General features: G+C 69.2%; 18 protein-coding genes. 8 read left to right on the top strand and 10 right to left on the bottom strand.

Translation table 11 applies throughout. The features are described 5' to 3' along the window. Positions 1-2 precede the first annotated feature (2 nt). Complete coding sequence (locus LXT21_RS26005; protein ID WP_254040893.1) at positions 3-1,415, top strand: serine hydrolase domain-containing protein; 1,413 nt, start codon at positions 3-5, stop codon at positions 1,413-1,415. A 12-nt stretch (positions 1,416-1,427) separates the two neighbouring features. On the opposite strand, the gene LXT21_RS26010 is transcribed toward LXT21_RS26005, so the two are convergent. Next, positions 1,428-1,808, bottom strand: coding sequence for a hypothetical protein (locus LXT21_RS26010; protein WP_254040894.1), 381 nt, complete (start codon positions 1,806-1,808; stop codon positions 1,428-1,430). A gap of 162 nt (positions 1,809-1,970) precedes the next feature. On the opposite strand from LXT21_RS26010, the gene LXT21_RS26015 reads away from it, so the two are divergent. Beyond that, positions 1,971-5,603, top strand: a complete 3,633-nt coding sequence (locus tag LXT21_RS26015) for a serine/threonine-protein kinase (protein ID WP_254040895.1) — start codon at positions 1,971-1,973, stop codon at positions 5,601-5,603. Here LXT21_RS26015 and LXT21_RS26020 read toward each other — a convergent pair. The 3 genes from LXT21_RS26020 to LXT21_RS26030 form a co-directional block, all read right to left on the bottom strand. Beyond that, positions 5,593-5,976 carry a hypothetical protein gene (locus LXT21_RS26020; RefSeq protein WP_254040896.1) on the bottom strand — a complete coding sequence of 128 codons (384 nt, stop codon included), beginning with the start codon at positions 5,974-5,976 and terminating at the stop codon, positions 5,593-5,595. The genes LXT21_RS26015 and LXT21_RS26020 overlap by 11 nt on opposite strands. Positions 5,977-6,037: 61 nt before the next feature. Further along, positions 6,038-7,651 carry a sigma 54-interacting transcriptional regulator gene (locus tag LXT21_RS26025; RefSeq protein WP_254040897.1) on the bottom strand — a complete coding sequence of 538 codons (1,614 nt, stop codon included), beginning with the start codon at positions 7,649-7,651 and terminating at the stop codon, positions 6,038-6,040. Positions 7,652-7,745: 94 nt separating this feature from the next. Continuing rightward, the gene (locus tag LXT21_RS26030) at positions 7,746-8,474 is read right to left on the bottom strand and encodes a hypothetical protein (RefSeq protein WP_254040898.1); all 729 of its coding nucleotides are present in this window, start codon (positions 8,472-8,474) and stop codon (positions 7,746-7,748) included. A 371-nt stretch (positions 8,475-8,845) separates the two neighbouring features. Here LXT21_RS26030 and LXT21_RS26035 point away from each other — a divergent pair, with 371 nt between their 5' ends. The 6 genes from LXT21_RS26035 (at position 8,846) to LXT21_RS26060 (ending at position 15,226) form a co-directional block, all read left to right on the top strand. After that, positions 8,846-11,662 (top strand): hypothetical protein, encoded by a 2,817-nt coding sequence (locus LXT21_RS26035; RefSeq protein WP_254040899.1) that lies wholly within the window; start codon positions 8,846-8,848, stop codon positions 11,660-11,662. A gap of 282 nt (positions 11,663-11,944) precedes the next feature. After that, positions 11,945-12,646 (top strand): DUF6585 family protein, encoded by a 702-nt coding sequence (locus LXT21_RS26040; RefSeq protein WP_254040900.1) that lies wholly within the window; start codon positions 11,945-11,947, stop codon positions 12,644-12,646. A gap of 36 nt (positions 12,647-12,682) precedes the next feature. Then, positions 12,683-13,168: a hypothetical protein gene (locus LXT21_RS26045; RefSeq protein WP_254040901.1), complete on the top strand. Its 486-nt coding sequence runs from the start codon at positions 12,683-12,685 to the stop codon at positions 13,166-13,168. 109 nt (positions 13,169-13,277) lie between these two features. Continuing rightward, positions 13,278-13,886 (top strand): TetR/AcrR family transcriptional regulator, encoded by a 609-nt coding sequence (locus LXT21_RS26050; protein ID WP_254040902.1) that lies wholly within the window; start codon positions 13,278-13,280, stop codon positions 13,884-13,886. Positions 13,887-13,963: 77 nt separating this feature from the next. Beyond that, complete coding sequence (locus LXT21_RS26055; protein ID WP_254040903.1) at positions 13,964-14,371, top strand: hypothetical protein; 408 nt, start codon at positions 13,964-13,966, stop codon at positions 14,369-14,371. Between the two features lie 42 nt (positions 14,372-14,413). Then, entirely contained in the window at positions 14,414-15,226 is an 813-nt protein-coding gene (locus LXT21_RS26060; protein ID WP_254040904.1) for a DUF429 domain-containing protein, read from the top strand. 24 nt (positions 15,227-15,250) lie between these two features. Here the strand turns inward: LXT21_RS26060 and LXT21_RS26065 are convergent, their stop codons facing one another. From LXT21_RS26065 to LXT21_RS26090, 6 genes are all read right to left on the bottom strand, one after another. Further along, the gene (locus LXT21_RS26065; RefSeq protein WP_254040905.1) at positions 15,251-17,011 is read right to left on the bottom strand and encodes a serine/threonine-protein kinase; all 1,761 of its coding nucleotides are present in this window, start codon (positions 17,009-17,011) and stop codon (positions 15,251-15,253) included. A 118-nt stretch (positions 17,012-17,129) separates the two neighbouring features. Further along, positions 17,130-17,573, bottom strand: coding sequence for an excinuclease ATPase subunit (locus LXT21_RS26070; RefSeq protein WP_254040906.1), 444 nt, complete (start codon positions 17,571-17,573; stop codon positions 17,130-17,132). A gap of 11 nt (positions 17,574-17,584) precedes the next feature. Next, complete coding sequence (locus LXT21_RS26075; RefSeq protein WP_254040907.1) at positions 17,585-18,823, bottom strand: beta-ketoacyl-ACP synthase; 1,239 nt, start codon at positions 18,821-18,823, stop codon at positions 17,585-17,587. Further along, entirely contained in the window at positions 18,820-19,551 is a 732-nt protein-coding gene (gene fabG, locus LXT21_RS26080) for a 3-oxoacyl-ACP reductase FabG (protein ID WP_254040908.1), read from the bottom strand. The genes LXT21_RS26075 and fabG overlap by 4 nt, the downstream gene beginning before the upstream one ends. Next, positions 19,544-20,008 carry an ApeP family dehydratase gene (locus tag LXT21_RS26085; protein ID WP_141325833.1) on the bottom strand — a complete coding sequence of 155 codons (465 nt, stop codon included), beginning with the start codon at positions 20,006-20,008 and terminating at the stop codon, positions 19,544-19,546. The genes fabG and LXT21_RS26085 overlap by 8 nt, the downstream gene beginning before the upstream one ends. Beyond that, a complete protein-coding gene (locus LXT21_RS26090; RefSeq protein ID WP_254040909.1) occupies positions 20,008-21,186 on the bottom strand; it encodes a beta-ketoacyl-ACP synthase in 1,179 nt (392 codons plus the stop codon). The genes LXT21_RS26085 and LXT21_RS26090 overlap by 1 nt, the downstream gene beginning before the upstream one ends. Between the last annotated feature and the right edge of the window lie 2 nt (positions 21,187-21,188).

Consider the following 21,188-nt stretch of genomic DNA (forward strand, 5'->3'; position numbering starts at 1 on the left):
TCATGCAAGGTCGTTCGGGAGCGAGCCTGGTGTTCGGCGTCATCCTCGGTGTCCTGCTCGTGGCGGGGCCCGCGCTGGCGCAGGGCTCCCTGCGGGATCGCATCGACGCGTTCGTCCAGGCGGAGCAGAAGCGCCAGGGCGTGGTGGGGCTCGCGGTGGGGGTGGTGCACCAGGGCCGCGTCGTGCTCGTGAAGGGGTACGGCTCCGCCGACCTGGAGCATCGCGTCCCCGTGGGGACGGACACGCTCTTCCAGTCAGGCTCGGTGGGGAAGATGTTCACCGCGATGGCGGTGATGGCGCAGGTGGAGGCGGGCAAGGTGTCGTTGTCGGACCCCATCTCGAAGCACTTCCCGGACGCCCCCGCGGCCTGGGCGCCCATCACCGTGCGCCACCTGTTGACGCACACGTCCGGCCTCCAGGACCTGGAGGGGAAGATCGACGAGCGGAAGGACTACACGGACGAGGAGTTCGCCCGGTTCCTCTACACGCTGCCGCTGGAGTTCCCGGCGGGCCTGCGCTTCAGCTACAGCAACTCCGGCTACGTGCTGCTGGGCCTGCTGGTGAATCGCATCACGGGCACGTCGTATGTCGACGTCCTGGACGCGAAGGTCTTCAAGCCCGCGGGCATGAAGACGGCGCGAGGCATCAGCGAGGCCGACATCATCCCCAACCGCTCGTCCGGCTATCAATTGGTGAAGGGCGCGCCGAAGCACCACACCTGGGTGTCTCCGTCGCTCAACACGACGGGAGATGGGGCGCTCTATTTCTCGGTGAAGGACATGCTGGCGTGGGACACGGCCGTGCGGAAGCACGCGCTGCTGAGCGAGGAGAGCTGGCGTGAAATCCTCTCACCGGTGCGGCTCAACAGCGGCGCCACGCATCCCTACGGTTTTGGCTGGCAGCTCCAGGAGCGCAACGGCAAGCCGCTGCACCAGCACGGAGGCGCGTGGCAGGGCTTCCGCGCCAACTACTCCCACTTCGTGGGCGACTCACTGTCCATCATCGTGCTGGCGAACACGGCGCAGTCCAGCCCCGGGCGGTTCACCGAGGGCATCGCTGCCATCGTCAATCCGGCGCTCGGCACGCCGAAGCTTGCCGCCATCGAGGACACCGAGCCGCAGGTCACCGCCCAGCTCACGGCGTTCCTCGAGGAGGTGAGGGCGGGGAAGGTGGACAAGGCCCGCTTCGCCTACGCGCCGCCCTGGCTCGTCTCGGAGGCGCTGCCGCACTTCACGGAGCGCCTGTCGAAGCTGGGGCCCACGGGGAAGTTGCGGCTCGCCCAGCGCGAGGTGATGGGGGATGACCGCGTGTACACGTACCTGGTGGACTTCGGCGCCGACAGCTTCGTGTACAAGGTGTCGCTCATCCCGGATGGCCGTGTGTCCCTCTTCGGCATGAACGAGCTGAAGAAGTAGCGCGGAGTCGGCTCAGAGGTGGTCCCATCGCGGGTCGGAGTCACTGGCCGCGGGGTTCACACAATGGATGCCGTTCATGCCCGCTGGTGGGGTCTGCCCGCCCGCCAGCGTGGGGAGGTCCTTCCCCGCGTAGCTGAATCGCAGCGTGACGAGTTTGATGGCGCCGCGTCCTCGGACCACGAGCGGTGTGCCCGCGAACACGCCTCCCGCGGGAGTTCCCGGGCAGGAGGTTCCCTCCGAGTTGCCAAAGCCCAATGCGATGTCCTGCTCGAGGACGACGCTCTGGACGGGGCCGTATGCGATGTCCAAGACGAGCTCCTGGCCCACGGCGCACGAGACTCCTCCTGCGATGAAGCTGACGAGGACGATGAGGAAGATGGCGGAGCGCGACATCGGTGGGGACCTGTGAGGGTTCAGGGGGCGGGACGGGTAGGAGCGCAGCTTACCGCGTGGGCGACGCTGTATGTCGTTCGAGACCCGCTCCCCGGTCTCGACAGGTCAGGCCATGCTAGGGAGGCGTGGAGGGTTGTGGCCTGCTCCTGACCGCGAGGTCCCATGGCTGTCCAGGATGGTGATGAGCCGTTGCTCGGGGCGGCGCTGGCCGAAGGCCTGCTCACCCGGGACGAGGTGGCTGCGATTCGCGAGGAGGCGCTCCGGACGGGGAGCAGCCCCCTCCAACTCCTGATGGAGCGTGGACGGCTCTCGGCGGAGACGCTGGAGGCGCTGCGTCAGGACGTGTCCAGTCCGGCGGCCCCGATACCCGTGGGCCTCTCTCCCGAAGACACCGTGACGGTGCCGCCTCCCGTCGAGGCACGGAGCGCGACGTCGCCCGGGGACTTCCCCGTCCCTGGGTGGGACCGCTACCAGCCCGTCCGGCTCCTGGGGCACGGCGGCATGGGGCGCGTGTTCCTCGCGTGGGACCCGCGCCTGCGGCGTCAGGTGGCGCTCAAGTTCGTCCGCGACGAGTCGTCGTGGCTCACCCGCCGCTTCATCGCGGAGGCCCGCGCCCAGGCCCGCGTGAGGCACGAGCGCGTCTGCGAGGTCTACGAGGTCGGTGAGGTCCAGAACAAGGTCTTCATCGCCATGCGGTTCATCGACGGCCAGCCTCTCGGCGCGCTCGCGCCCTCGCTGCCGCTGGAGCAGCGGGTGATGGTGCTCCGGGACGCCGCGCTCGGCGTGCACGAGGCGCACCGCGTGGGCCTCATCCACCGCGACCTGAAGCCCTCCAACATCATGGTCGAGCGCGCCGATGACGGCACGCTGAAGACCTATGTCATGGACTTCGGCCTCGCCCGTGACTGGTCCGCGAGCACCACCCTGGATGGGACGCTGCTGGGCACACCCCATTACATGGCCCCCGAGCAGGCCCGCGGCGAGCACGCCTCGCTGGACCGCCGCGCGGATGTCTACAGCCTGGGCGCCAGCCTCTACTTCCTCCTCACCGGGCGGGCTCCGCTCGAGGGGCTCACGGCCCTGGAGGTGTTGGAGCGATTGCGCACGGCGGAGCCTCGGGCTCCACGGCTGTTGGACAAGGCCATCCCCGAGGACCTGGAGGCCATCACCCTCAAGTGTCTGGAGAAGGACCCCTCCGCTCGCTACGACTCGGCCCGCGCGCTGGCGGAGGACCTGGAGCGCTACCTCGCGGGCGAGCCCGTGCGCGCGCACCGGGGCGCGGGCTATCAGCTGCGCAAGCGATTGCGCAAACACTGGCGACGCGTGGCGGTGGGGGTCGCCATGTTCCTGGTCGTCGCGAGCGCCCTCGGGCAAGTGGCGCTGACTCGCCATGAGGCCTCGGTGCGGGAGCGCCTGGCCCGCCGCTTCACCGAGCAGGTGGAGCGCATCGAGGCCCTGGCGCGCTACTCCGCGCTCGCCCCGCTGCACGATACGCGCGAGGACCAGCGCCGGCTGCGCGAGCGGATGGACGTGCTCGCCGTCGAAATCGACACGGGGGGGCCGAGCGCCCGGGGCCCCGGACACTACGCGCTGGGACGTGGCTCCCTCGCGCTGGGCGACATCGCCCAGGCCCGACGCTCCCTGGAGTCCGCGTGGAGCGCGGGCTTCCGTGAGCCGCGCGTGGCCCAGTCCCTCGCGCTCGTGATGGGGCAGCTCTACCGGGAGCAGCTGCTCGAAGCCGAGCGGCTGCGCTCCCCCGAGCAGCGACAGGCGCGACTGAGCGACCTGGAGCGGGACTACCGGGAGCCGGCGCTCGCGTACCTGCGTCAGAGCCAGGGCGCGGAGGGGCTCGCCCCTGCGTACGGCACCGCGCTGCTGGCGTTCTACGAAGGACGCCTGGATGAGGCCCTCGGCCTCCTGGACGCCCTGGGCACCCAGCAGCCGTGGCTCCACGAGGCGCCGATGCTGCGCGGGGACATCCTGGTGGCTCGCGCGACGCGGAAGGGGACCTCCGGCGCGCGTGAGGAGGCGCTGCGCGACTTCGACGCCGCTCGCGGCGCCTACTCCCGGGCCATCGCCATCGCCGAGAGTCTGCCCGCGTCGCACCGCGCCCTGGCCGGACTCGAGTACGCGGTGCTGTTGATGGAGCTCTATGACAAGGGGGACGTGCGGCCCGCCTATGAGCGCGGGCTCGCCTCCGTCGCGCGGGCGCTGGCCGCCTCACCCGAGGACTACGAGTCGCTCGTCCTGGAGGCGCGCTTCCATCGTCGCTGGGCGGAGGACCGGGGGCGCCATGGCGCGGACCTCGAGGCGCTGCTCCAGAAGTCCTCCGACCGCCTGCGGGCCGCGCTGGCCCTCGCACCCCAGCGGCCCGAGGCGCGGCTCGAGCTGGCCAACGTCCTGCTCCAGTGGGGCCAGTCCCGCCGCGAGCACGGAGGCGACCCGCGTGAGCGTTTCCGCGAGGCGTTGGCGATGCTGGAGGGCATCGCTCCCGAGCAACGTGACCACGGGTTCCACAATCAGCGAGGGCTGCTCCACAAGGAATGGGCGGAGTACGAGGAGCAGGCGGGGCTGTCCTCCCGGGAGGCCCGTGGGATGGCCATGGAGGCCTATCGCGAGGCCATCGCGCTCGACCCGCGACTGCCCGAGCCGTACATCAACCTGGGAATCGCATACATCACCCGCGCGGAGGGCCTGCGTGGCGCGGAGCAGGGAGAGGACCTGGCGCGGGCGCGTGATGCCCTGGCGGAGGCCCGACGCATCAATCCCAGACACGTGGTGACGTTCTTCTACGGGGGAGAGGTCCACATCCTCCTGGCCACGCGTCGCCGGAGCACGGGCGGAGACCCGGAGCCGGAGCTGAACACCGCGCTCGAGCTGTACCGCCAGGGATTGGGCATCAACCCGCGGCTGCCGCATCTGCACAATGGCGTGGGGCGGGCGCTGCGTCGTCTGGCGGAGGATGCGTGGGAGCGCGGCGCGGCTTCGGAGCCGCTGCTGGCCCAGGCGCAGGCCAGCTACGAGAAGGCGCTCGAGGTGGCGCCCAAGTGGCTCCCCGCGCTCAACAACCTGGGCGAGGTGCACGCCGTGCGAGCCCTTCACCTGCGCGAGGCCGGAAAGGACCCGGGCGTGAGCCTCCGCGCGGCGCTGGAGGCCTACCAGCAGGCCGTGGCGCTGGCGCCGGAGCACGCCCAGCCCTGGTCCAACCTGGGCACCAGCGAGGTGCTGTGGGCGGCGGAGGACCTGACCCGGGGCCGGGACCCGGGGCCGGCCTTGAAGCGCGCGGAGGACGCGCTCCAGGCGGCCTTGAAGCACAACCCACGGCTGGCGGAGGCGTGGAGCGGGCGGGGAGAGCTGCTCGCGGTCCGCGCCCGCTGGAGCGCCTCGAAGGGGCGGGTGACGGATGCGGACTTCGAGGCCTCGGCGCGAGCGTTCGACGAGGCCCTGAAGCTCGCTCCCGAGCGCCATGACTTCCGGCTGGCCTTCGTGAGGCTCTGTCTGGATTGGGCGAGATGGCGTGCCGGAAGGGGCGCGGACGCGAAGGCGCTCCTGGCGCGAGGTCTCGTCCGCGTGGACGAGGCGTTGGCGGCGAGACCCGGGTGGCCCAACGCGCAGGCCCACCGCGCGGGGCTGCTCCTGGCGCGGGCGGAGCTCACGCCCGGAGAAGGAGAGGGCGCCCGGCAGGAGCGGCTTCAGGCGCGGGAGGCGTTGAACCTGGCGCTCTCCCGCAACCCGCATCTGGTCCCGCGTTGGTCGAACGGGAAGGACGCTCCGGGCGCCACGCTCACGCGTTGACGTGGGTGTCGCCGCGGCGCTCACCCGTGTGTCGGGTGTCCGGGTTCCGCTCGAGGGGCATCAGCGCCTCGGATGCGTCTTCCGTGCCCATCCCGACATTGAGCGTTCCCGTGATGTCCCCAATGGATTGACAGGGGAGGCGGGTGAACTGGCACAGGAGGGAGTGGGGCCCCTCCTTTGGCTCGATGGTGCTAGGGGAGGGGTTGCCGTCGAGGAAGAACTCGGGCCGCAGGAGTGAGGGCGCGGCATCGAGGTTGATGGCGACACCTTCTGGGACGGGGATGGTCGCTCCCGAGGGGTAGAACTGTTTGCCATTGAGGCACCAGCCTCCCGGCACGGCTTCGAGGGTGTCTTCGTTGTTGGCAGTGCTCATTCAAACCTCCACTTCGAGAGAGACCCTATGGATTTGCAATCGCCGGGCCCTCGTCGTCGGGTCAGCCGAGCCCCAGCTCCTTGACGCGGCGGCTGAGCGCGCGTCGGGAGACCTCCAGGCGGCGGACCATGGCGTCCAGGTCTCCCTGGCACTCGTGGAAGCAGCGGGTGATCTCCTCCACGCTCAGGTCGCCGGCGAGCCGGATGACCGGGCTGCGCTCGATGAGGTTGTAGATGGACGAGCGGGGGATGCCCAGATGGTCCGCGGCGCGCTTGACGTCCCAGTCTTGCGCGCGAAGGGCCCCGAGCAACTCCGGCTCCGTCACCTCCGTGGACTTTCGTCGCGCCAGGGGCTCTGCGTCGGGTGACTCGGGTGCGGGAGGACGTGCGCTGGGCTGGGAGGACGACTCCAGTTCCTGCGCGAGCCGTGGGCCGAGCTCCAGCCGCGGTTGCCCCCGGCTCCCGACGACGAGCTGCCGGGCCACGTTGCGCAGCTGGCGGATGTTCCCGGGCCAGGCATGGCGCAACAGTCGAACGGCCAGCGCGGGAGGCAACCAGGGCTCCTGGTAGGGGTCTCCCGGTGTCAGTCGATGCGACTCCCCGATGGACTCCAACGCCTCACGGGCGAAGTGGAGGAACAAGGGGGCGATGTCCTCCCGGCGCTCGCGCAGCGGTGGGAGCTGGATTTCATAGCCCGCGAGCCGGTGGAGCAGGGGGGCCTTGAAGCGGCCATCGCGGATGTGGGTGTCCAGGTCCGCGTCGGTGGCTGCGACCAGTCGCACATCCGCGTGGACCGGCGTGCTGGCACCCACGGGGAACAGCTCGCCCGTCTCGAGGACTCGCAGGAGCATGACCTGGATTTCGGCGGACGCCTCCCCGATTTCATCCAGGAAGAGCGTGCCGCCCTGCGCCGCGCGGAAGAAGCCGTCCCGGGCCTGATTCGCTCCGGTGAAGGCGCCCTTGGCGGCGCCGAACAGCTCCGCCGCCGCGAGCTCCTTGGGAATGGCGCCCAGGTTGATGCTCAGGAAAGGCTTCTTCGCGCGTGGACTCTGTTGGTGGAGCGCCTGCGCGACCAATTCCTTTCCAGTGCCCGTCTCGCCTCGGATGAGGACACTCAGCTCCAGGTCCGCGACCCGCTCGATGTCCTTGCGCACCCTGCGCAATCCCACGCTCTCACCGACCATGCCTGGCAATGAGCGCGCGGAGGCGGACCTGGGTTCGGACAGGTGCAGCAACAGGGCGAGCCGCCCGGCCAGCTCCAGGGGGACGCCCGCCCTGACCTCCTCCAGGCTCCACTCCCGAGCGTCCCCCAGCGGCAGGCCGTCCGACGTGCACTTCCCATCGGGTCCCACGCTGACGCGAATCCCCGTGTCCGTCTGGTTGAACCGGAGGAAGGGCTTGCGGCTCAGGAACGGGTCCCCCAGCGGCGCGCCGAAGGCGCTGGAGGCCGGCGTGAAGTCCGGAGCATTGCGCGAGAGGACCCACTCCTGACCCGCGAGGAGGTCCTCGAGCACGAGCCGCTCACCCACGCGAGCCAGGTGCGGGTGGGCGACGAGCGTCAGCACCGCCACCGGATGGGACACGGACTCGACGCCACGGCGTGGAGGCTCCGCGGCCGTGGAGACGTCGGCCAGCACCAGGGGCGATGGAGGGGAGGCGGGAGGGAGCCGGGACACGGGATGTCATTGTAGCCGGCTTCCCCTTCGAGGCAGATGAGCGGGCGTGTCATGCCAGAGCCCACCCCGCTCCCTCGGGGCACGTCGGCGGACGCTAGGGCTGGTGCGCCGCGTAGAGCGAGCTGAGGGACAGCAGGGAGATGGAGGCCGACTGCGAGTTCTGGATGCTGTCGGCGTTGATCCACACCGTCTGGGTTCCGCTGCCCTGGAGGTTCCACTGCAGCGTCTGGATCGTGGTGGTGTTCACCTTGACCTGCGAGGGCGCCGTGGGCCCCGCGAAGAAGAGGGTGGGCGAGGGGTCCACCAGGCAGTTCACGACGTTGACGAGCGCCGACTGCTGCATGAACTGGACGGAGATGAACTGGTTGACGTTGCTCTGCAACTGTCCCTGGTACCAGTGGGACTGGGGCACGGCGTAGTACCGCGTGAAGGCCTTGAACGGGTGCAGCTGTCCATCCGCCTCCAGCGGTGTGTTGTTGATGCCCGCGGTGTTGGTGGGCATCTTGACGCTGCCGATGAAGGCTTGCACCTGGGCTCCCGGCTGGTTCTGGCTCATCGACACAGAGACGCTGTTGGTGTCATTGCCGGACACGAAGAGCAGCGACGCCAGCCCGAGCCGCCCCGTGGTCCCCGGCACCTGCACCTGCACCGGAGGCTGGCTGTTGCTCCACACGACGTTGAGCGTGGCGCCCGTGTCGTTCTGCGCGCTGTTGTAGAAGAAGAGCGCATAGAGTTGCTGCTGGTTGAGTCCGCCCGCGCAGCTCGTGGTGTCGCCGGGGTTCAACGTCAGGATGCGGCCGTCGTTCCATTGATAGGAAGCCATTGCTCTCTCCAGGATTTGGGGACTGGCGTGTCACTCACGCCGAGCCTGTCGAGAGCAGGACATGTGCCACGCACCCGGTGCGGCCTCTCGAGGGCTGTCTCGCGACGCGCCTGACACGAAGGGCTCGTCGCGGTGTGTCCGCGACATGTCCGCGACATGTCCTGGAGCGCCGCGCTCATGGACGTGGGGAAATCCAATCCCTGGCGTCGGGTGCTTCCTCGGGGTGGAAAGAGGCGCGCTGCGGCGTGTCACCTACATGCGGCAATCCGCTATGTTACCGCGCGCACGGCGGAGCCCTCCCTTCGATGGTCCGGCGACAGGGGCGGGTCTGGTGACGCTCCGGGCTCCGCCTGCCAGGAAGGGTGGCGAAGATGCCGTTGCAGGTCGAGATGGATCCGAGTGGAGGCGTCCGCATCGCCTACGACCTCGAGTGGTTGCACGACGTCATGCTCGCGTCCTCCGGGTCCATGGTGGCCTTTCGTTACTTCTCCGCCACGGAGCCCGCGAAGGGCGAGTCCAAGAAGGCCGGGGGAAAGACGGGTGGGGCCCACAAGCCTGGGGCCAAGAAGAGCGGGCCGGAGATCAACCGGGTCTATCCCCGCTCGAACGGACCGGGCTTCCTCCTGTTGGAGAAGACCCCGACCCTCGACACGGCCCCCAAGGCGGGAGGGCGCCATCACCGCGAGGTGGGCCGCTTGGAGCGACTCTGCGCTCTCTTCGAGACCGGGACTCAGGGCCTGCGCGTCCCCCTGAGCGACATCGCCATCCTGTCCAAGCGAGCGGTCTGCGTGGCGGTGGTCGAAAGCTGCAAGGCCGTGAACTTCACCATCAGCGGAGGCGCCCCGGTGGAGGAGCGCCGGAGTCCGGGCTGGAGGATTCATGGCTACCCGATGCTCTGCGTCATCGGGAGGCACGCAGGGGGTTTTCCCGCGAACCAGGGGCAGTGGCGGGCCGTCCAATGTGTCTTCGGCGCGAAGCTCACCCAGTTGATCCGGGCCGCGCGAATCGGCCTCGAGGTCGTTTCGAGAGAAGGCTTCGGCTCGGTGTTTCCGACCCTCGCGGATCTCCCCAACGGAATCCGGCTCGACCCGGGGCTGCTGCCGCCCGAAGCGGGCACCCTTGCGATCGCCACTGCGCTGCGGTTCACGGACGCGTTCATCAGCGCCATGCGGAAGTCCACGGCCCCGCTCGCGACGATCGACGGATTGGGTGGCATGGATGAAACGAAGCTCGCCGGTGTCGACCGCCTGATGTCCGCGTTGCTCGAGTTGATGCGGACCTCCCCCGCGCTTGCGCCCGGCGATTGCGCCGCGTTCGTCACGAAGTTCGACAACAGGGCCGCCAGCTACAGTCCGGCGGCCATCGAAGGGCTGGTCGAATATCACCTGGAGGGGGTGCCGGTCCCCGTGGGAGCGATTGGGTTGAAGGACCGCTCCAAGCAAAGGGGGGACTGGAATTACGGTTCAGACTCCGAGGATGAGGGGGAGTGGGCTTCGCCGTCGAAGACGCCTTCGAAGGGCGACGGTGATGCGGACGTCGTGGTCGCCAATTCCATCGTCGTCAAGAAGGTTTCGTTGATCACCGGCATGGCCGCGCTCCGGATGGCCACGAGCTACGGGATGCGGTACTCGAAGTGGCTGTACTCGGACGAAGGCAGTCTGAATGAGAGTCCATTGAAGGACACGCAGTGGGTCGGCACCTGGGCGCCTTATTTCGAACTCGACCAGGACGAACTCTTCAAGAAGTTGCCTTCGACGAATGGCGTTCGTGTGTTGATCTTCGATGGCGCTCCCAATCCCATCAACATCCCGGATGCACCCTCTGTCTTCGGGCAGGTGGGGCTGGGGGCCATCGTCATCGACACGACGAACAACACGACGCGCGAGAAGGCTGAGTACCTGTCGCACTTCGTGGGGGCCCTGGCGCGCTCCCAGGTGCGAGGCGCCGCCGGCGGTGTCCTGCTGATGGTTGACAGCGCGAGCAAACATCCGACGGGGGGTGACCTCGTCCACGGGGTCATGCGCATCTGTGGCACCCGTGGCTCGGTCGACACCTTCATCGACAAGACGCTCAAGCCCCACCTCTTGTTCAAGCTCGGGAAGGACAAGGAGAAGGAGCTGGGCTGGGAGAAGAAGTTGTCCGTCCTGTCCCCCGAGGAGACGCGCATGAGGCGGCGGCTGCTCGACATCCGGATGCTGATGCGCAACGCGGACCTCCTCAACGCGGGCATCGCCATCGGGGGGCTTGGCTCCAAGCTCGGGGGCGCCGTGTCGGGTGTCGCGAGGGTCGGAGCCTCCGTGACGGGGGGCCCGAGAGTCGGTGGTCGCGGTGGCGAAGGCCCGCCTCCGGCGCCGGTCCTCGATGTCCCGTTGTTGACCCCGAACAATCTGGGCCGAGTCCGGCGAGTCGTGCTTGCGGCGCTTCCGATGCCGGTCGCGGCCGTCGCGCCGCCGCAGAAGGAGGGCTCCGCGTCGGTGGGGCCAGGGCCGATTCCAGTCGAGAAGAAGGACACGGACTCCGCGAAGAAGGCCTACGCGGCACAAGGCGCCTTCGCTGGCCCGGTCCATCACATCCCGGACCTGACCCGCGACGACTCCTATTACGAAGAAAACGACATCTACAATCTCCAGCGCTACCTGCTGCGAGGCCACGCGAACGTCGCGGTCCTCGAGGGAGTCGACAGGCGCCAGTGGCTGGAGATGAACCGGAACTTCTTCACGACGGAATACCACCCCGCCATCACCACCGCGACAGACACCATCATCCAGCCGCTCCAGCGCAACAACAATCACTGGGCGCTCGTCTTCATCACCCTGGGGGCGCGAGGGCCTGGGGGACGCCCGGTGAGGATGCTCTACGTGGACCCGCTCAACCCCAACAACGTCCCGGTCGAGGACCTTCGCCGCCTCACGCTTCCGTTCCCGGGGTTGGAGGCTGAGCACTGCTTGCTTCAGTACCAGGACGACATCGGAAATGAGAGCGAGGGAGCGCAGACCAGCTGTGGCGCCTGGGTCGTCGAGCTGGCGGTGAGGTTGGTCCTGGATCAACACGTCCTGCCTGCCATCAGTCCCAATCGCAAAGCGGCGGCGCTGGCGCTCCGGGCGGCCCACCAGCTCGTCATCCGCGATGCTCGGGATTTGGACTGGCCCGTCGCTCCCGCCGACGTCCGACTGCATGTGACGGCGTAGGCACGCTCCGCGCCTTGACTTGGAGTGAGGGTTGACTCCGGCGTGCCATCTCATTCACGTGAGATGATTCTCATTGTCTGAGATGGCGGGCGGGCGCTGACTGCTTTCCTGGTGCTCCAAGGACGCTGACAGGGAATGCGGGACTTTGGGCGCGGTGGCCCGTCTCGCGAATGTTTCGGAGTCGAAAAATGGCTGCCAGTCGTTTATAGGTGACCGAACGTTCGCTGAGGCTCGTGCCCCGGTCGGCCCGCTGGGAGTCGTCCCCTGAAGTACTCACACTCGTTGGTTTTTCCCACGCACACGCTGTACTGGCTCGCGGGGGGAATCGTCCTCATCTACTTCGTGCTCGCGATGGTGCTCACGCCCGCGGGCATCCACCTGTTGCCGGTGGACATGGTGAAGGGGATGGTGCGCAGTCAGACGGGGTTCGCCTTCGCGCTGCTCGGCATCCCCTGCGGGCTGTACCTGATTCTCTGGCGCGCGGGCGACCTCTTCTACTGGATGTTCTCCCCGAGCTCGCTGGAGCTGGACGCCCGTGGCATCCACGTGGGCAAGACGTCCGTCTTGTGGCGCGACATGACGAGCATCGTGCGCGAGCACAACAACGAGTGTCTCATCCTCGCGCACCGTGGCAGCAAGTACCGCCTGCGGCTCCACCTGTGGAGTGACTCGGACGAGCTGGAGGCCGTGGTCACCCAGCAGGTCATCTCCATGCTCCTGCCCGTCATCCGTCGTCAGGTGGTTCGCGGCGAGCAGGTGGGCTTCGGCCCGCTGTCGGTCCGCGCCGAGGGGCTGGTCTTCAAGAAGAAGCTCATCGAGTGGGACGACATCGAGTCGCTGCGGCTGCAGGACGACTTCGAGCAGGGCGTCTCCACGCGGGAGCTGCACATCCTCGCGAACGGTCGGCTGCACAAGATTGACGAGGAGAAGATCCTCAACGCGCCCGTCCTGTTCTCCTACCTCTCAGACCGGCTCGCCGGCTGAGCGCTTCCCCATCACCCCACCGTCAGGCAGCACATCATGGAACTCTACCGATCCGCTCCGTCGAAGGCGAAGTCGAACCAGCCCCAGCATTTCTATTACTCGCGCACGAAGCTCCTCATCGGCACCGTCATCTGGGTGCTGGCCACGGCGTTCTTCGGCTACCTCGCGTTCTCCGCGCGGGACAAGGGCGCGGGCGTGCTCGCCTTCGCCGGGCTCATCCTGTTCGGCTGTCTGGTGATGCTGGTCAACTGCATCAAGCCGATGGTGCTGGGCAAGATGGACCAGCCCGGGCTCACCATCGGCTATGACGGCATCCACTTCGCGGATGGCGTGCACATCGCGTGGGAGCACATCGAGGAGAACACCTACCTCGACCAGTCCTACATGGGCATCCCCATCGGGAAGTTCGTGGTCATCAAGACCACGCTGAAGAAGCCCAAGGGAAAGCAGTACCGCGTGGCCGCGCTCGCCATGTCGAGTGACGAGTACCTGGCCACCTGCGACCGCTACAGCCAGCGCTGAAGCCCTCGCTCGCCGGTCGTCCCCAGGCGGCCGGCCGTCCCCGTGTGTTCGTGGCACGGGGACCTTCGTGTCGCTTGGGGTGACCGGCCCTCCGGTCTACCCTCGGGGGATGAGTTCCGAGCACCGCACCGCGATTCTCGACGCCGCCACGGACAGCTTCTCCCGGCTCGGCTTCAAGAAGACCTCCATCGAGGACATCGCGAAGCGCGCGGGCATCGGGAAGGGGACCGTCTACCTCCACTTCGAGAGCAAGGAGGCCCTGCTCGGCGCCGTCATCGACCGGACCCGGGGTGAGGCGCTCGTCGACCTCGAGGCCGCGGTGCGTGGGGCGCGGACTCCGGAGGCGAAGCTGCGCACGTTCATCGAAGTGCGCGAGGCACAGCTCACCCGCGTGACGCGGACGCTCTCGCTCCCCGAGTCGGCGATGCTCGAGTTCATCCCCGTCGCTGAGCCCTTCCTCCGGGAGGACCGGGCGCGGGAGCTCGCGCTCCTGGAGTCCATCATCGTCGAGGGGAAGGCGCAGGGGGCCTTCATCGTCCGCGAGCCCCGGAGCGTCGCGCTGGGGTTGCTGGCCGGGCTCCACGGCATCACGGGGATGCTCCTCACCTCGGTCGAGGGCGCCCATCAGCGAGCGGCGCTCTCGGAGATGCTGGAGCTGGTGCTGCGTGGGCTGACCCTGAAGACATCCGTTTCCAATGACACTCTCTCGAGAGGATGACGGCGGGGGACGCTTCGAGACTTCCGGTGAGCGCGGGTAGAGTCGCGCGGTTGTCCATGGATGCCGGGGGTACGCACATGAAGCGGTCTGGAGTCATGTTGGCGTTGTTCGTCGCGCTTTCGTTCATCGGATGTGGAGGGACGGAGCTGGAGCCCGGCTCCGCGGCGCCTTCGGAGGAGGGCGCGACGCATTCCCAGCTCGCGGTGTGTACCGTGACGTGTCCGGGGGCCGCGAACGCGTCCTGTTCGGGGATGACGTGCACCGGGACGGATGGGCAGGGCGTCACGTGTGACGGCGTGTTCACCCCTTGTGCCACGTCGACCTGCGACGGTCTGCCGCAGTGCTACCTGTACGCGAACTCGCCTTGCCTCAGGAGAGAGATTGGAACCCAGATTGCGTGCTGCAACTCCGCCGGGAATCCGGACGGCGTGATCTGCACGGCCGCCCAGAACTCGCCCACGGGCGCGGCGTGGCGATTCTTCTGAGGTCCTCTGCGTCGGAGTGAGCGTGCTCGGGAGCTTCGGGTCATGACGTCGCGCCGCATGTGGCTCCCGCGGCAGGGGCGCGCGGTGGGGGTGGACTGGAGTGGCGCGGTCCACGCCCACCGGAAGGTCTGGGCCGCCACCGTGGAGTTCGAGAACGCACGCGCGCGGCTCGTGTCGCTCCTTCGCCCTTTCTCCTCCGGAGGCGCGCTCGCGGTGGCGGAGGGACTGGGGCCCTGGTTGATGGCCCAGGACGTCGACGTGGCCGGGCTCGACTTCTGCTTCAGCCTGGAGGCGAGCCAGCTCCAGCGACTGGGGCTCCCCGTGACGGGGCCCACGCGATTGGGGGCCGCGGTGACGAAGGCCTATGTGTCGGTCGAACAGTTCAGGGACGCGGTGGGGCCGGAGAAGAAGCGCGTCACGGACGTGAGGTGCTCCGCGCCGTTCGCGCCCACGAACCTGCGCATGTTCAGACAGACGTACTGGGGGCTGCGGGCGCTCGGGGGCTGGCGCGGGGCCGTGCCTCCGTGGAGCACGCATCCCGGTCCCGCGGTGGTGGAGGTCCTCCCCGCCGAGGTCGTCCGTTGGCTGGGTTTGCCGAAGACATACAAAGGCCGTGACTTCGACGAGCGTCGCCGCGACATCCTCCGACGTGTGCGTGATGCCACCGGGCTCGTCATCTCCACCCGGGATTCGCTCACCCTGGTCTCCGATGCGGATGGTGACGCGCTCGATTCGCTCCTCGCCGCGCTGTCGGCCGCGTCGGCCTGGGCGTCGGGGTTCAGCGGCGCTCCCGCCTCGGCGGTGCGCTCGGGAGAAGGGTGGATCTACTCGGTGCTGGAGCGCCCCGAGTCGTAGCGCACCGGCGTCACGTTGCGCGATTCAGCTCGGTGCGCGCAGCTTGCGCGTGGCCTGGAGCTCCGTGGGCGCGGCCTCCACGGGAGCCACGAGCTGGGTGGGGATGAGCTCCACCGGCGCCACCACGGGCGTGCGCGACTGGAGCGCCTCCACCTGCTCGGGCGTCGGGTCGCTCAGCTCCGCGAGCTCGCGCTCATGCGTGTACTGCTCCGCGAAGTTCTCGCGCAGCCACCGCGCCAGATTCACCGGGGGCAGCGTGTGCCTCAGCGCCTCCAGCGCGAGTTCCATCTGCCGCGCATCCTCGAAGCGCCGCGCCGGCATGGGATGCAGCGCCCGGTCGACGACGCCCCGCAACTTGCGATTCGCCTCGGGCGCCTCGGGCCCATCCCACGACGCACGCTGCTGGAGGCTCAGGCTGATGACGCCCGGCAGCTCCCCCCACAGCAATTCATGCAGCACGCAGCCGAGCGCATACACATCCCCGGACACCGTCGCCGGGGCCCCCGCCCTCCGCTCGGGCGGCATGTAGGCGACCTTGCCGATGACATCCCCCTCCTGGGTGAGGTGACTCAGCGCGGGCACGGACGCGGTCGCCGCCGAGCGCTCCTGTGGCGCGCCCAGCCCGTGCGCGATGCCGAAGTCCACCACCTTCACCATGCCGTCGAACGTCACCACCAGGTTGTCCGCGCTGATGTCCCGGTGGATGACGCCGCGCTCGTGTGCGTACGCCAGCCCCCGCAGCGACTGCACGCAGACCTCCACCGCCACCTCGAGCGGCACCACGCCCCCGCGCCGCACCAGCCGCGCGAGCTTCAGCGCATTCACCCCGTTCAGGTACTCCATGACGATGAACCACGCGCCATCGACCTGTCCCAGGTCATGCACGGAGACGAGGTTCGGGTGGTGCAGCCGCGCCGCCGTGCGCGCCTCGCCGATGAAGCGCTGCAGCCGCACCGCGAGGTCCTCGCCGCCCTCGTCCACCATCCGCTTGAGCACCACCAGCCGGTGGAACCCCGCCCGCCCCGTGCGCACCGCGAGCCACACCTCGCCCATCCCGCCCCGTCCCAACCGCATGAGCCGCCGGTAGCGGTGGATGCCCGTGCCCAGGTCCGCGCCCCTCAGCGAGCGCGCGGTGAGAATCGCGAGCGCCGTCGTCGCCAGCATCAGGAAGGGAATCCCCACCAGCGTGGTGAGGGACGGCCCCGTCATCCACCCCAGGTCCACCGCCAGCTCCCGCCCCAGGATGCCGAGCGCACACAGCGCGGCGAGCAACACCGCCACCGCCATGGCGCCGCGCCGCTTGAGCGCTCGCAGCGCCTCCACCGCCCAGGTCCCGCCCACCGTGAAGGCGAGCAACCAGAACATGGGCAACCCCAGGCTGGAGGTCGCCCGGCCCAGCTCCGCCGGCGTCATCCGGATGCTCGCGCTCGCCAGCACCGAGCCCAGCACGTCCACGATGCGCAGCCCGCCGAAGGCCACCGCCAGCGCCACCAACACCTTGCGCCAGGGCGTCAGCGGCAAATCGAGCAGCGCCCACAGCACCCGCAGCAGCGTGTAGGGAAGGGGGATGGCCATCAACGCGCCCAACAACAGCCAGGGCCGCGTGTCGATGAACAGCCGCCCCGCCTCGTGGCTCGTCACGCCGGTGGAGAAGCTCAGCGCCGCGAAGCCCAGGAAGCTCGTGGCGAGCCAGAGCTGCACGCGCTGGGAGCGCACCGCGCCCCACGTCGCCAGATGCACCAGCGCGAGCACCAGGAAGGCGCCGGCCAAGGCGAGATGCAACATGGTGTAGGGCGTCACGACGCGGGAGCCTAATCCAGGCATCCCGCTGGTCGCGAATTACGCCTTAGCCGGGGCTCAAACCAAGCCACCCGGGGTGGTCGAGGACCCCCGTGGAAAGGCGCTACTTCTTGCCCGCGACCTTCGCGTACGTGCCCTTGAGGGCGACGCCGATGGCGAAGGTGCCGGCGTGGCACTCGATTTCCGTCGCGTGCTGCAGCTCGTTCTTCCGGTAGTAGCTGACGATGCCGACCACGGCGTTGGCGCCGCGCTTCTTGGCGCCCTCTTGGAGGGCGATTAGCGCGGAGAGGGTGGCCCACTTGCAGCCCTCCTCGTCGGACTTGTTGATGCCGTTGGTCTTCTTGTTGGTGACGTCCTCGCCGAACTCCTTGACGATGTCGGGCGTCTTGGCGCCGGCCAGGTAGAACCGCACCGTGCCGTCCAGCTTCTCCTGGGCCTGGGGCATCGCCAGGACTTCCTTGAGCGGAATCATCACCACGGTGTCGCGCGCCAGGGCCGGGGTGGAGGCGGTGAGCGCGAGCAGCGACAGCAGCATTGCCTTCTTCATGGAGTTCTCCGTCACTGCCACCGGCGGAAGATCAACGAGGTGTTGATGCCACCGAAGGCGAAGTTGTTCGACATGACGACGTCGGCCTGGATTCTTCGGCCATTTCCCGTCACGTAGTCCAGTGGGGCGCAGCGAGGGTCCACCGACGCCGCGTCCAGGTGGAGCGTGGGGGCGAACCACTCCGCGCGCATCATCTCCACCGTCATCCACGCCTCCAGCGCGCCGCAGGCGCCCAGCGTGTGTCCCATGTAGCTCTTGAGGGACGAGAGGGGCATCCGCTCGCCGAAGACCTGGTTCGTCGCCACGCTCTCCGCCACGTCGCCGGTGTCGGTGGCGGTGCCGTGGGCGTTGACGTAGGCCACCTGGCCCGGCTCCACGCCCGCGTCCTCCAGGGCCAGGCGCATCGCCAGGGCCATGGTCTCCGAGTGCGGCTGGGTGATGTGGCGCCCGTCGCTGTTGGTCCCGTAGCCGATGAGCTCCGCGTAGATGCGCGCGCCCCGGGCCCGCGCGTGCTCCAGCTCCTCCAGCACCAGCGTGCACGCGCCCTCGCCGAGCACCAGGCCGTCGCGCTGGGCGTGGAAGGGGCGGGGCGTCAGCTCCGGCGTGTCGTTGCTCTTGGTGCTGGTGGCGAACAGGGTGTCGAACACGGCGGCGCCGGTGGCATCCAGCTCCTCGGCGCCTCCGGCGAGCATGGCCACCTGCCGGCCCATCTTGATGGCCTCGTACGCGTAGCCGATGCCCTGACTGCCGGACGTGCACGCGCTCGACGTGGTGATGATGCGGCCGGTGAGCCCGAAGAAGACGCCGATGTTGACGGCGGCCGTATGGGACATGGAGCGCACGTAGGACGTGGCGGTGATGCCCTCGGTGCTCTTGTTCATCAGCATCCGGCCGAAGTCGCCGATGCTCGGCGGCGAGCCGGTGGACGAGCCGTACGACACGCCCATCTTCCCGCTGGAGAGCAGCGCGTCGCCGAGGAGCCCCGCGTCGACGAGCGCCAGCTCACTGGCGCGCGTGGCCAGCAGCGCCACCCGGCCCATGCCGCGCATCGTCTTGCGCGAGTACGTCTGCGGCGGCAGCTCGAACGGCGCGGTGGGCGCGCCCACCTGGGTGTTGAGCCCCTCGTACTGCTTCCAGTCCTCGATGACCTGCACGGCATTGCGCAGCGACTTGAGCCGGGCCTCCACCTGCGGCCAGTCATGGCCCAGGGGGCTCAGCGCGCCCACGCCCGTGACGACGACCCGCTTCATCCCAGCAGCCCTCCATTCACGGAGATGACCTGCCGCGTGACGTACGCGGCGTCCTCGCTCATCAGGAAGCTCACCGCGGCGGCGACCTCCTCGGGCTTGCCCAGCCGCTTCGCCGGAATCATCTTCAGCGCCTCCTCGACGATGTGCGGCTCCACCATCTCCGTGTCGATGAGCCCCGGCGCCACGCAGTTGACGGTGATGCCGCGGCTGGCCAGCTCCACCGCCAGCGCCTTCGTCGCGCCGATGATGCCCGCCTTCGCCGCGCTGTAGTTCACCTGGCCCCGGTTGCCCATGAGGCCGGACACGGAGGACAGCGTGACGATGCGCCCGGGCTTGCGCCTGCGCACCAGCGGCATGCTCAGCGGGTTGAGCACGTTGTAGAACGCGTCCAGGTTGGTGTGGATGACCGCGTCCCAGTCCTCCGCGGGCATGGCGGGGAAGGCGTTGTCCCGGGCGATGCCCGCGTTGCACACCACGCCGTAGTAGCAGCCGTGGGCCTCGATGTCCGCGAGCAGCACCTTCTCCGTGTCGGCGCGGTCGGCCACGTCGAAGCGCAGCACCCGCGCCGCGCGGCCCAGCTCACGCACGCCCGCGGCGACCGCCTCCGCCTCCTCCACCTTGGAGCGACAGTGCACCACGACGTCGAACCCGTCCCGCGCCAGCCGCAGGGCAATCGCGCGGCCGATGCCCCGGCTGGAGCCCGTCACCAGTACCGTCTTCTCACTCATCCTTGCCCACCTTCGTCAGGTCCACCGAGGCCGGCGGCTGGAACACCGTCAGCGCCGCCGTGGCCACCGTCTCCCCGCCCACGCCCAGGGTGCAGTCGAACTGGCTCATGCCCTCGTCCGTCCAGAATTGTCGGCGGACCTCGATGCGCAGGTGCTCGCCCACCTTGAACGACGGACGGCTGCACTCGTACTTGCGCGTGCCCAGCAGGAAGCCCATCCGCTGGGGCTGTCCCTGCAGCCGCTGCCGCCAGCCCGCATAGGCGGCGATGGCCTGGGCCATGAACTCGATGCCCACCCAGCCGCCCACCTCGCCACCCTCCTGGAAGAGGCAGTCCTCGCGCAGCGTCACCTCGGCCACCAGGCCCTCCTCGTCGCCTTCCACCGCCCTGTCTATCAGCCGCATGCGGTCGGCGTGGGGGACAATCTCGGAGATGTCGAAGGCAATGGGCGTGCGCATCAGGCCGTCCCCAACAGAAGCGCGGCGTTGCTGCCGCCGAAGGCGAAGGAGTTGCTCAGGACATAGCGCGGAGGGCGCCCCAGCGTGGTCCCCGGCTTCACCAGCGCCAGCGCGGGCAGCTCCGGGTCCGCCTCGCCGTCCCACCAGTGGGGAGGAAGCCGCCCGTGCGCGTCGGTGAGCGTCAGCCAGCACAGGGCCGCCTCCAGCGCGCCCGCGGCCCCCAGCGTGTGGCCGGTGAGCGGCTTGGTGGAACTGCACGGCACGGCCTGTCCCAACAGCGAGGCCACCGCGCGGCTCTCCATGGCGTCGTTCTGCGGCGTCGCCGTGCCGTGGAGGTTGACGTAGCCCACGTCGGAGGGCGTCACGCCCGCGCGCTCCATCGCGGTCCGCATGGCGATGAGGGCGCCCCGGCCACCGGGCTCGGGCGCGGAGAGGTGGTGGGCGTCCGAGGACTCGCCCCAGCCCGCGAGCCGCACCGGCCCCGGCTCGCGCGTCATCAGGAACAGCGCGGCGCCTTCGCCGATGTTGATGCCCCGGCGGTGGACGCTCATCGGGTTGCAGCGCGCGTCGCTCACCGAGTCGAGCGAGGCGAAGCCCGCGACGGTGAAGGCGCACAGCGCATCCGCGCCACCGGTGATGACCGCGTCCGCGATGCCCGAGCGCAAGAGCCGGGCCGCGGTGGCCAGGGCCTTGGCGCTGGACGAGCACGCGGTGGAGATGACGAACGAGGGCCCCTTCACGCCGAGCACGTGGTTGAGCGCCAGCGCGGGCGAGCCCAATTCTTGTTGTCGCACGTCGAAGTGCGCGGGCAGCTCGCCGGTGGCCGCGCGCGCCTTGATGGCGGCCTCGCTCTCGCCGATGCCGGAGGTGCTGGTGCCCAGGACGACGGCCACGCGCTCCGGCCCATGGCGTCGCAGGGCCTCGTCCACGGCGGGACGCACCTGCGCGAGCGCGGTGAGCAGGAGCGCGTTGTTGCGGCTTCGCAGCGGCACCGGCAGCGCGTCCGTGGACGCGAGCGGCGAGGTGACATGCCCCACGTGCAGCACGCGCGAGGCGAAGTCGGGGCTGGGGGCCACGCCCGTCGGCTGGTCGCCGAAGAGGGCCTGGGCCACCTCGGCGGTGCCATGGCCCAGGGCGCACACCACGCCGAGGTGGTTGAGGAAGACGGGCGGCGTCACGG

This window comes from Myxococcus guangdongensis, assembly GCF_024198255.1.
Taxonomy (GTDB): Bacteria; Myxococcota; Myxococcia; order Myxococcales; family Myxococcaceae; genus Myxococcus; species Myxococcus guangdongensis.

What these genes read in the sequence shown, in the direction of transcription:
- LXT21_RS26035 (WP_254040899.1), top strand. Translation starts at nt 8,846, where the DNA reads ATGCCGTTGCAGGTCGAGATGGATCCGAGTGGAGGCGTCCGCATCGCC.
- fabG (WP_254040908.1), bottom strand. Translation starts at nt 19,551, where the DNA reads ATGAGTGAGAAGACGGTACTGGTGACGGGCTCCAGCCGGGGCATCGGC.
- LXT21_RS26075 (WP_254040907.1), bottom strand. Translation starts at nt 18,823, where the DNA reads ATGAAGCGGGTCGTCGTCACGGGCGTGGGCGCGCTGAGCCCCCTGGGC.
- LXT21_RS26055 (WP_254040903.1), top strand. Translation starts at nt 13,964, where the DNA reads ATGAAGCGGTCTGGAGTCATGTTGGCGTTGTTCGTCGCGCTTTCGTTC.
- LXT21_RS26085 (WP_141325833.1), bottom strand. Translation starts at nt 20,008, where the DNA reads ATGCGCACGCCCATTGCCTTCGACATCTCCGAGATTGTCCCCCACGCC.
- LXT21_RS26070 (WP_254040906.1), bottom strand. Translation starts at nt 17,573, where the DNA reads ATGAAGAAGGCAATGCTGCTGTCGCTGCTCGCGCTCACCGCCTCCACC.
- LXT21_RS26020 (WP_254040896.1), bottom strand. Translation starts at nt 5,976, where the DNA reads ATGAGCACTGCCAACAACGAAGACACCCTCGAAGCCGTGCCGGGAGGC.
- LXT21_RS26010 (WP_254040894.1), bottom strand. Translation starts at nt 1,808, where the DNA reads ATGTCGCGCTCCGCCATCTTCCTCATCGTCCTCGTCAGCTTCATCGCA.
- LXT21_RS26030 (WP_254040898.1), bottom strand. Translation starts at nt 8,474, where the DNA reads ATGGCTTCCTATCAATGGAACGACGGCCGCATCCTGACGTTGAACCCC.
- LXT21_RS26050 (WP_254040902.1), top strand. Translation starts at nt 13,278, where the DNA reads ATGAGTTCCGAGCACCGCACCGCGATTCTCGACGCCGCCACGGACAGC.
- LXT21_RS26060 (WP_254040904.1), top strand. Translation starts at nt 14,414, where the DNA reads ATGACGTCGCGCCGCATGTGGCTCCCGCGGCAGGGGCGCGCGGTGGGG.
- LXT21_RS26005 (WP_254040893.1), top strand. Translation starts at nt 3, where the DNA reads ATGCAAGGTCGTTCGGGAGCGAGCCTGGTGTTCGGCGTCATCCTCGGT.
- LXT21_RS26015 (WP_254040895.1), top strand. Translation starts at nt 1,971, where the DNA reads ATGGCTGTCCAGGATGGTGATGAGCCGTTGCTCGGGGCGGCGCTGGCC.
- LXT21_RS26065 (WP_254040905.1), bottom strand. Translation starts at nt 17,011, where the DNA reads ATGTTGCATCTCGCCTTGGCCGGCGCCTTCCTGGTGCTCGCGCTGGTG.
- LXT21_RS26045 (WP_254040901.1), top strand. Translation starts at nt 12,683, where the DNA reads ATGGAACTCTACCGATCCGCTCCGTCGAAGGCGAAGTCGAACCAGCCC.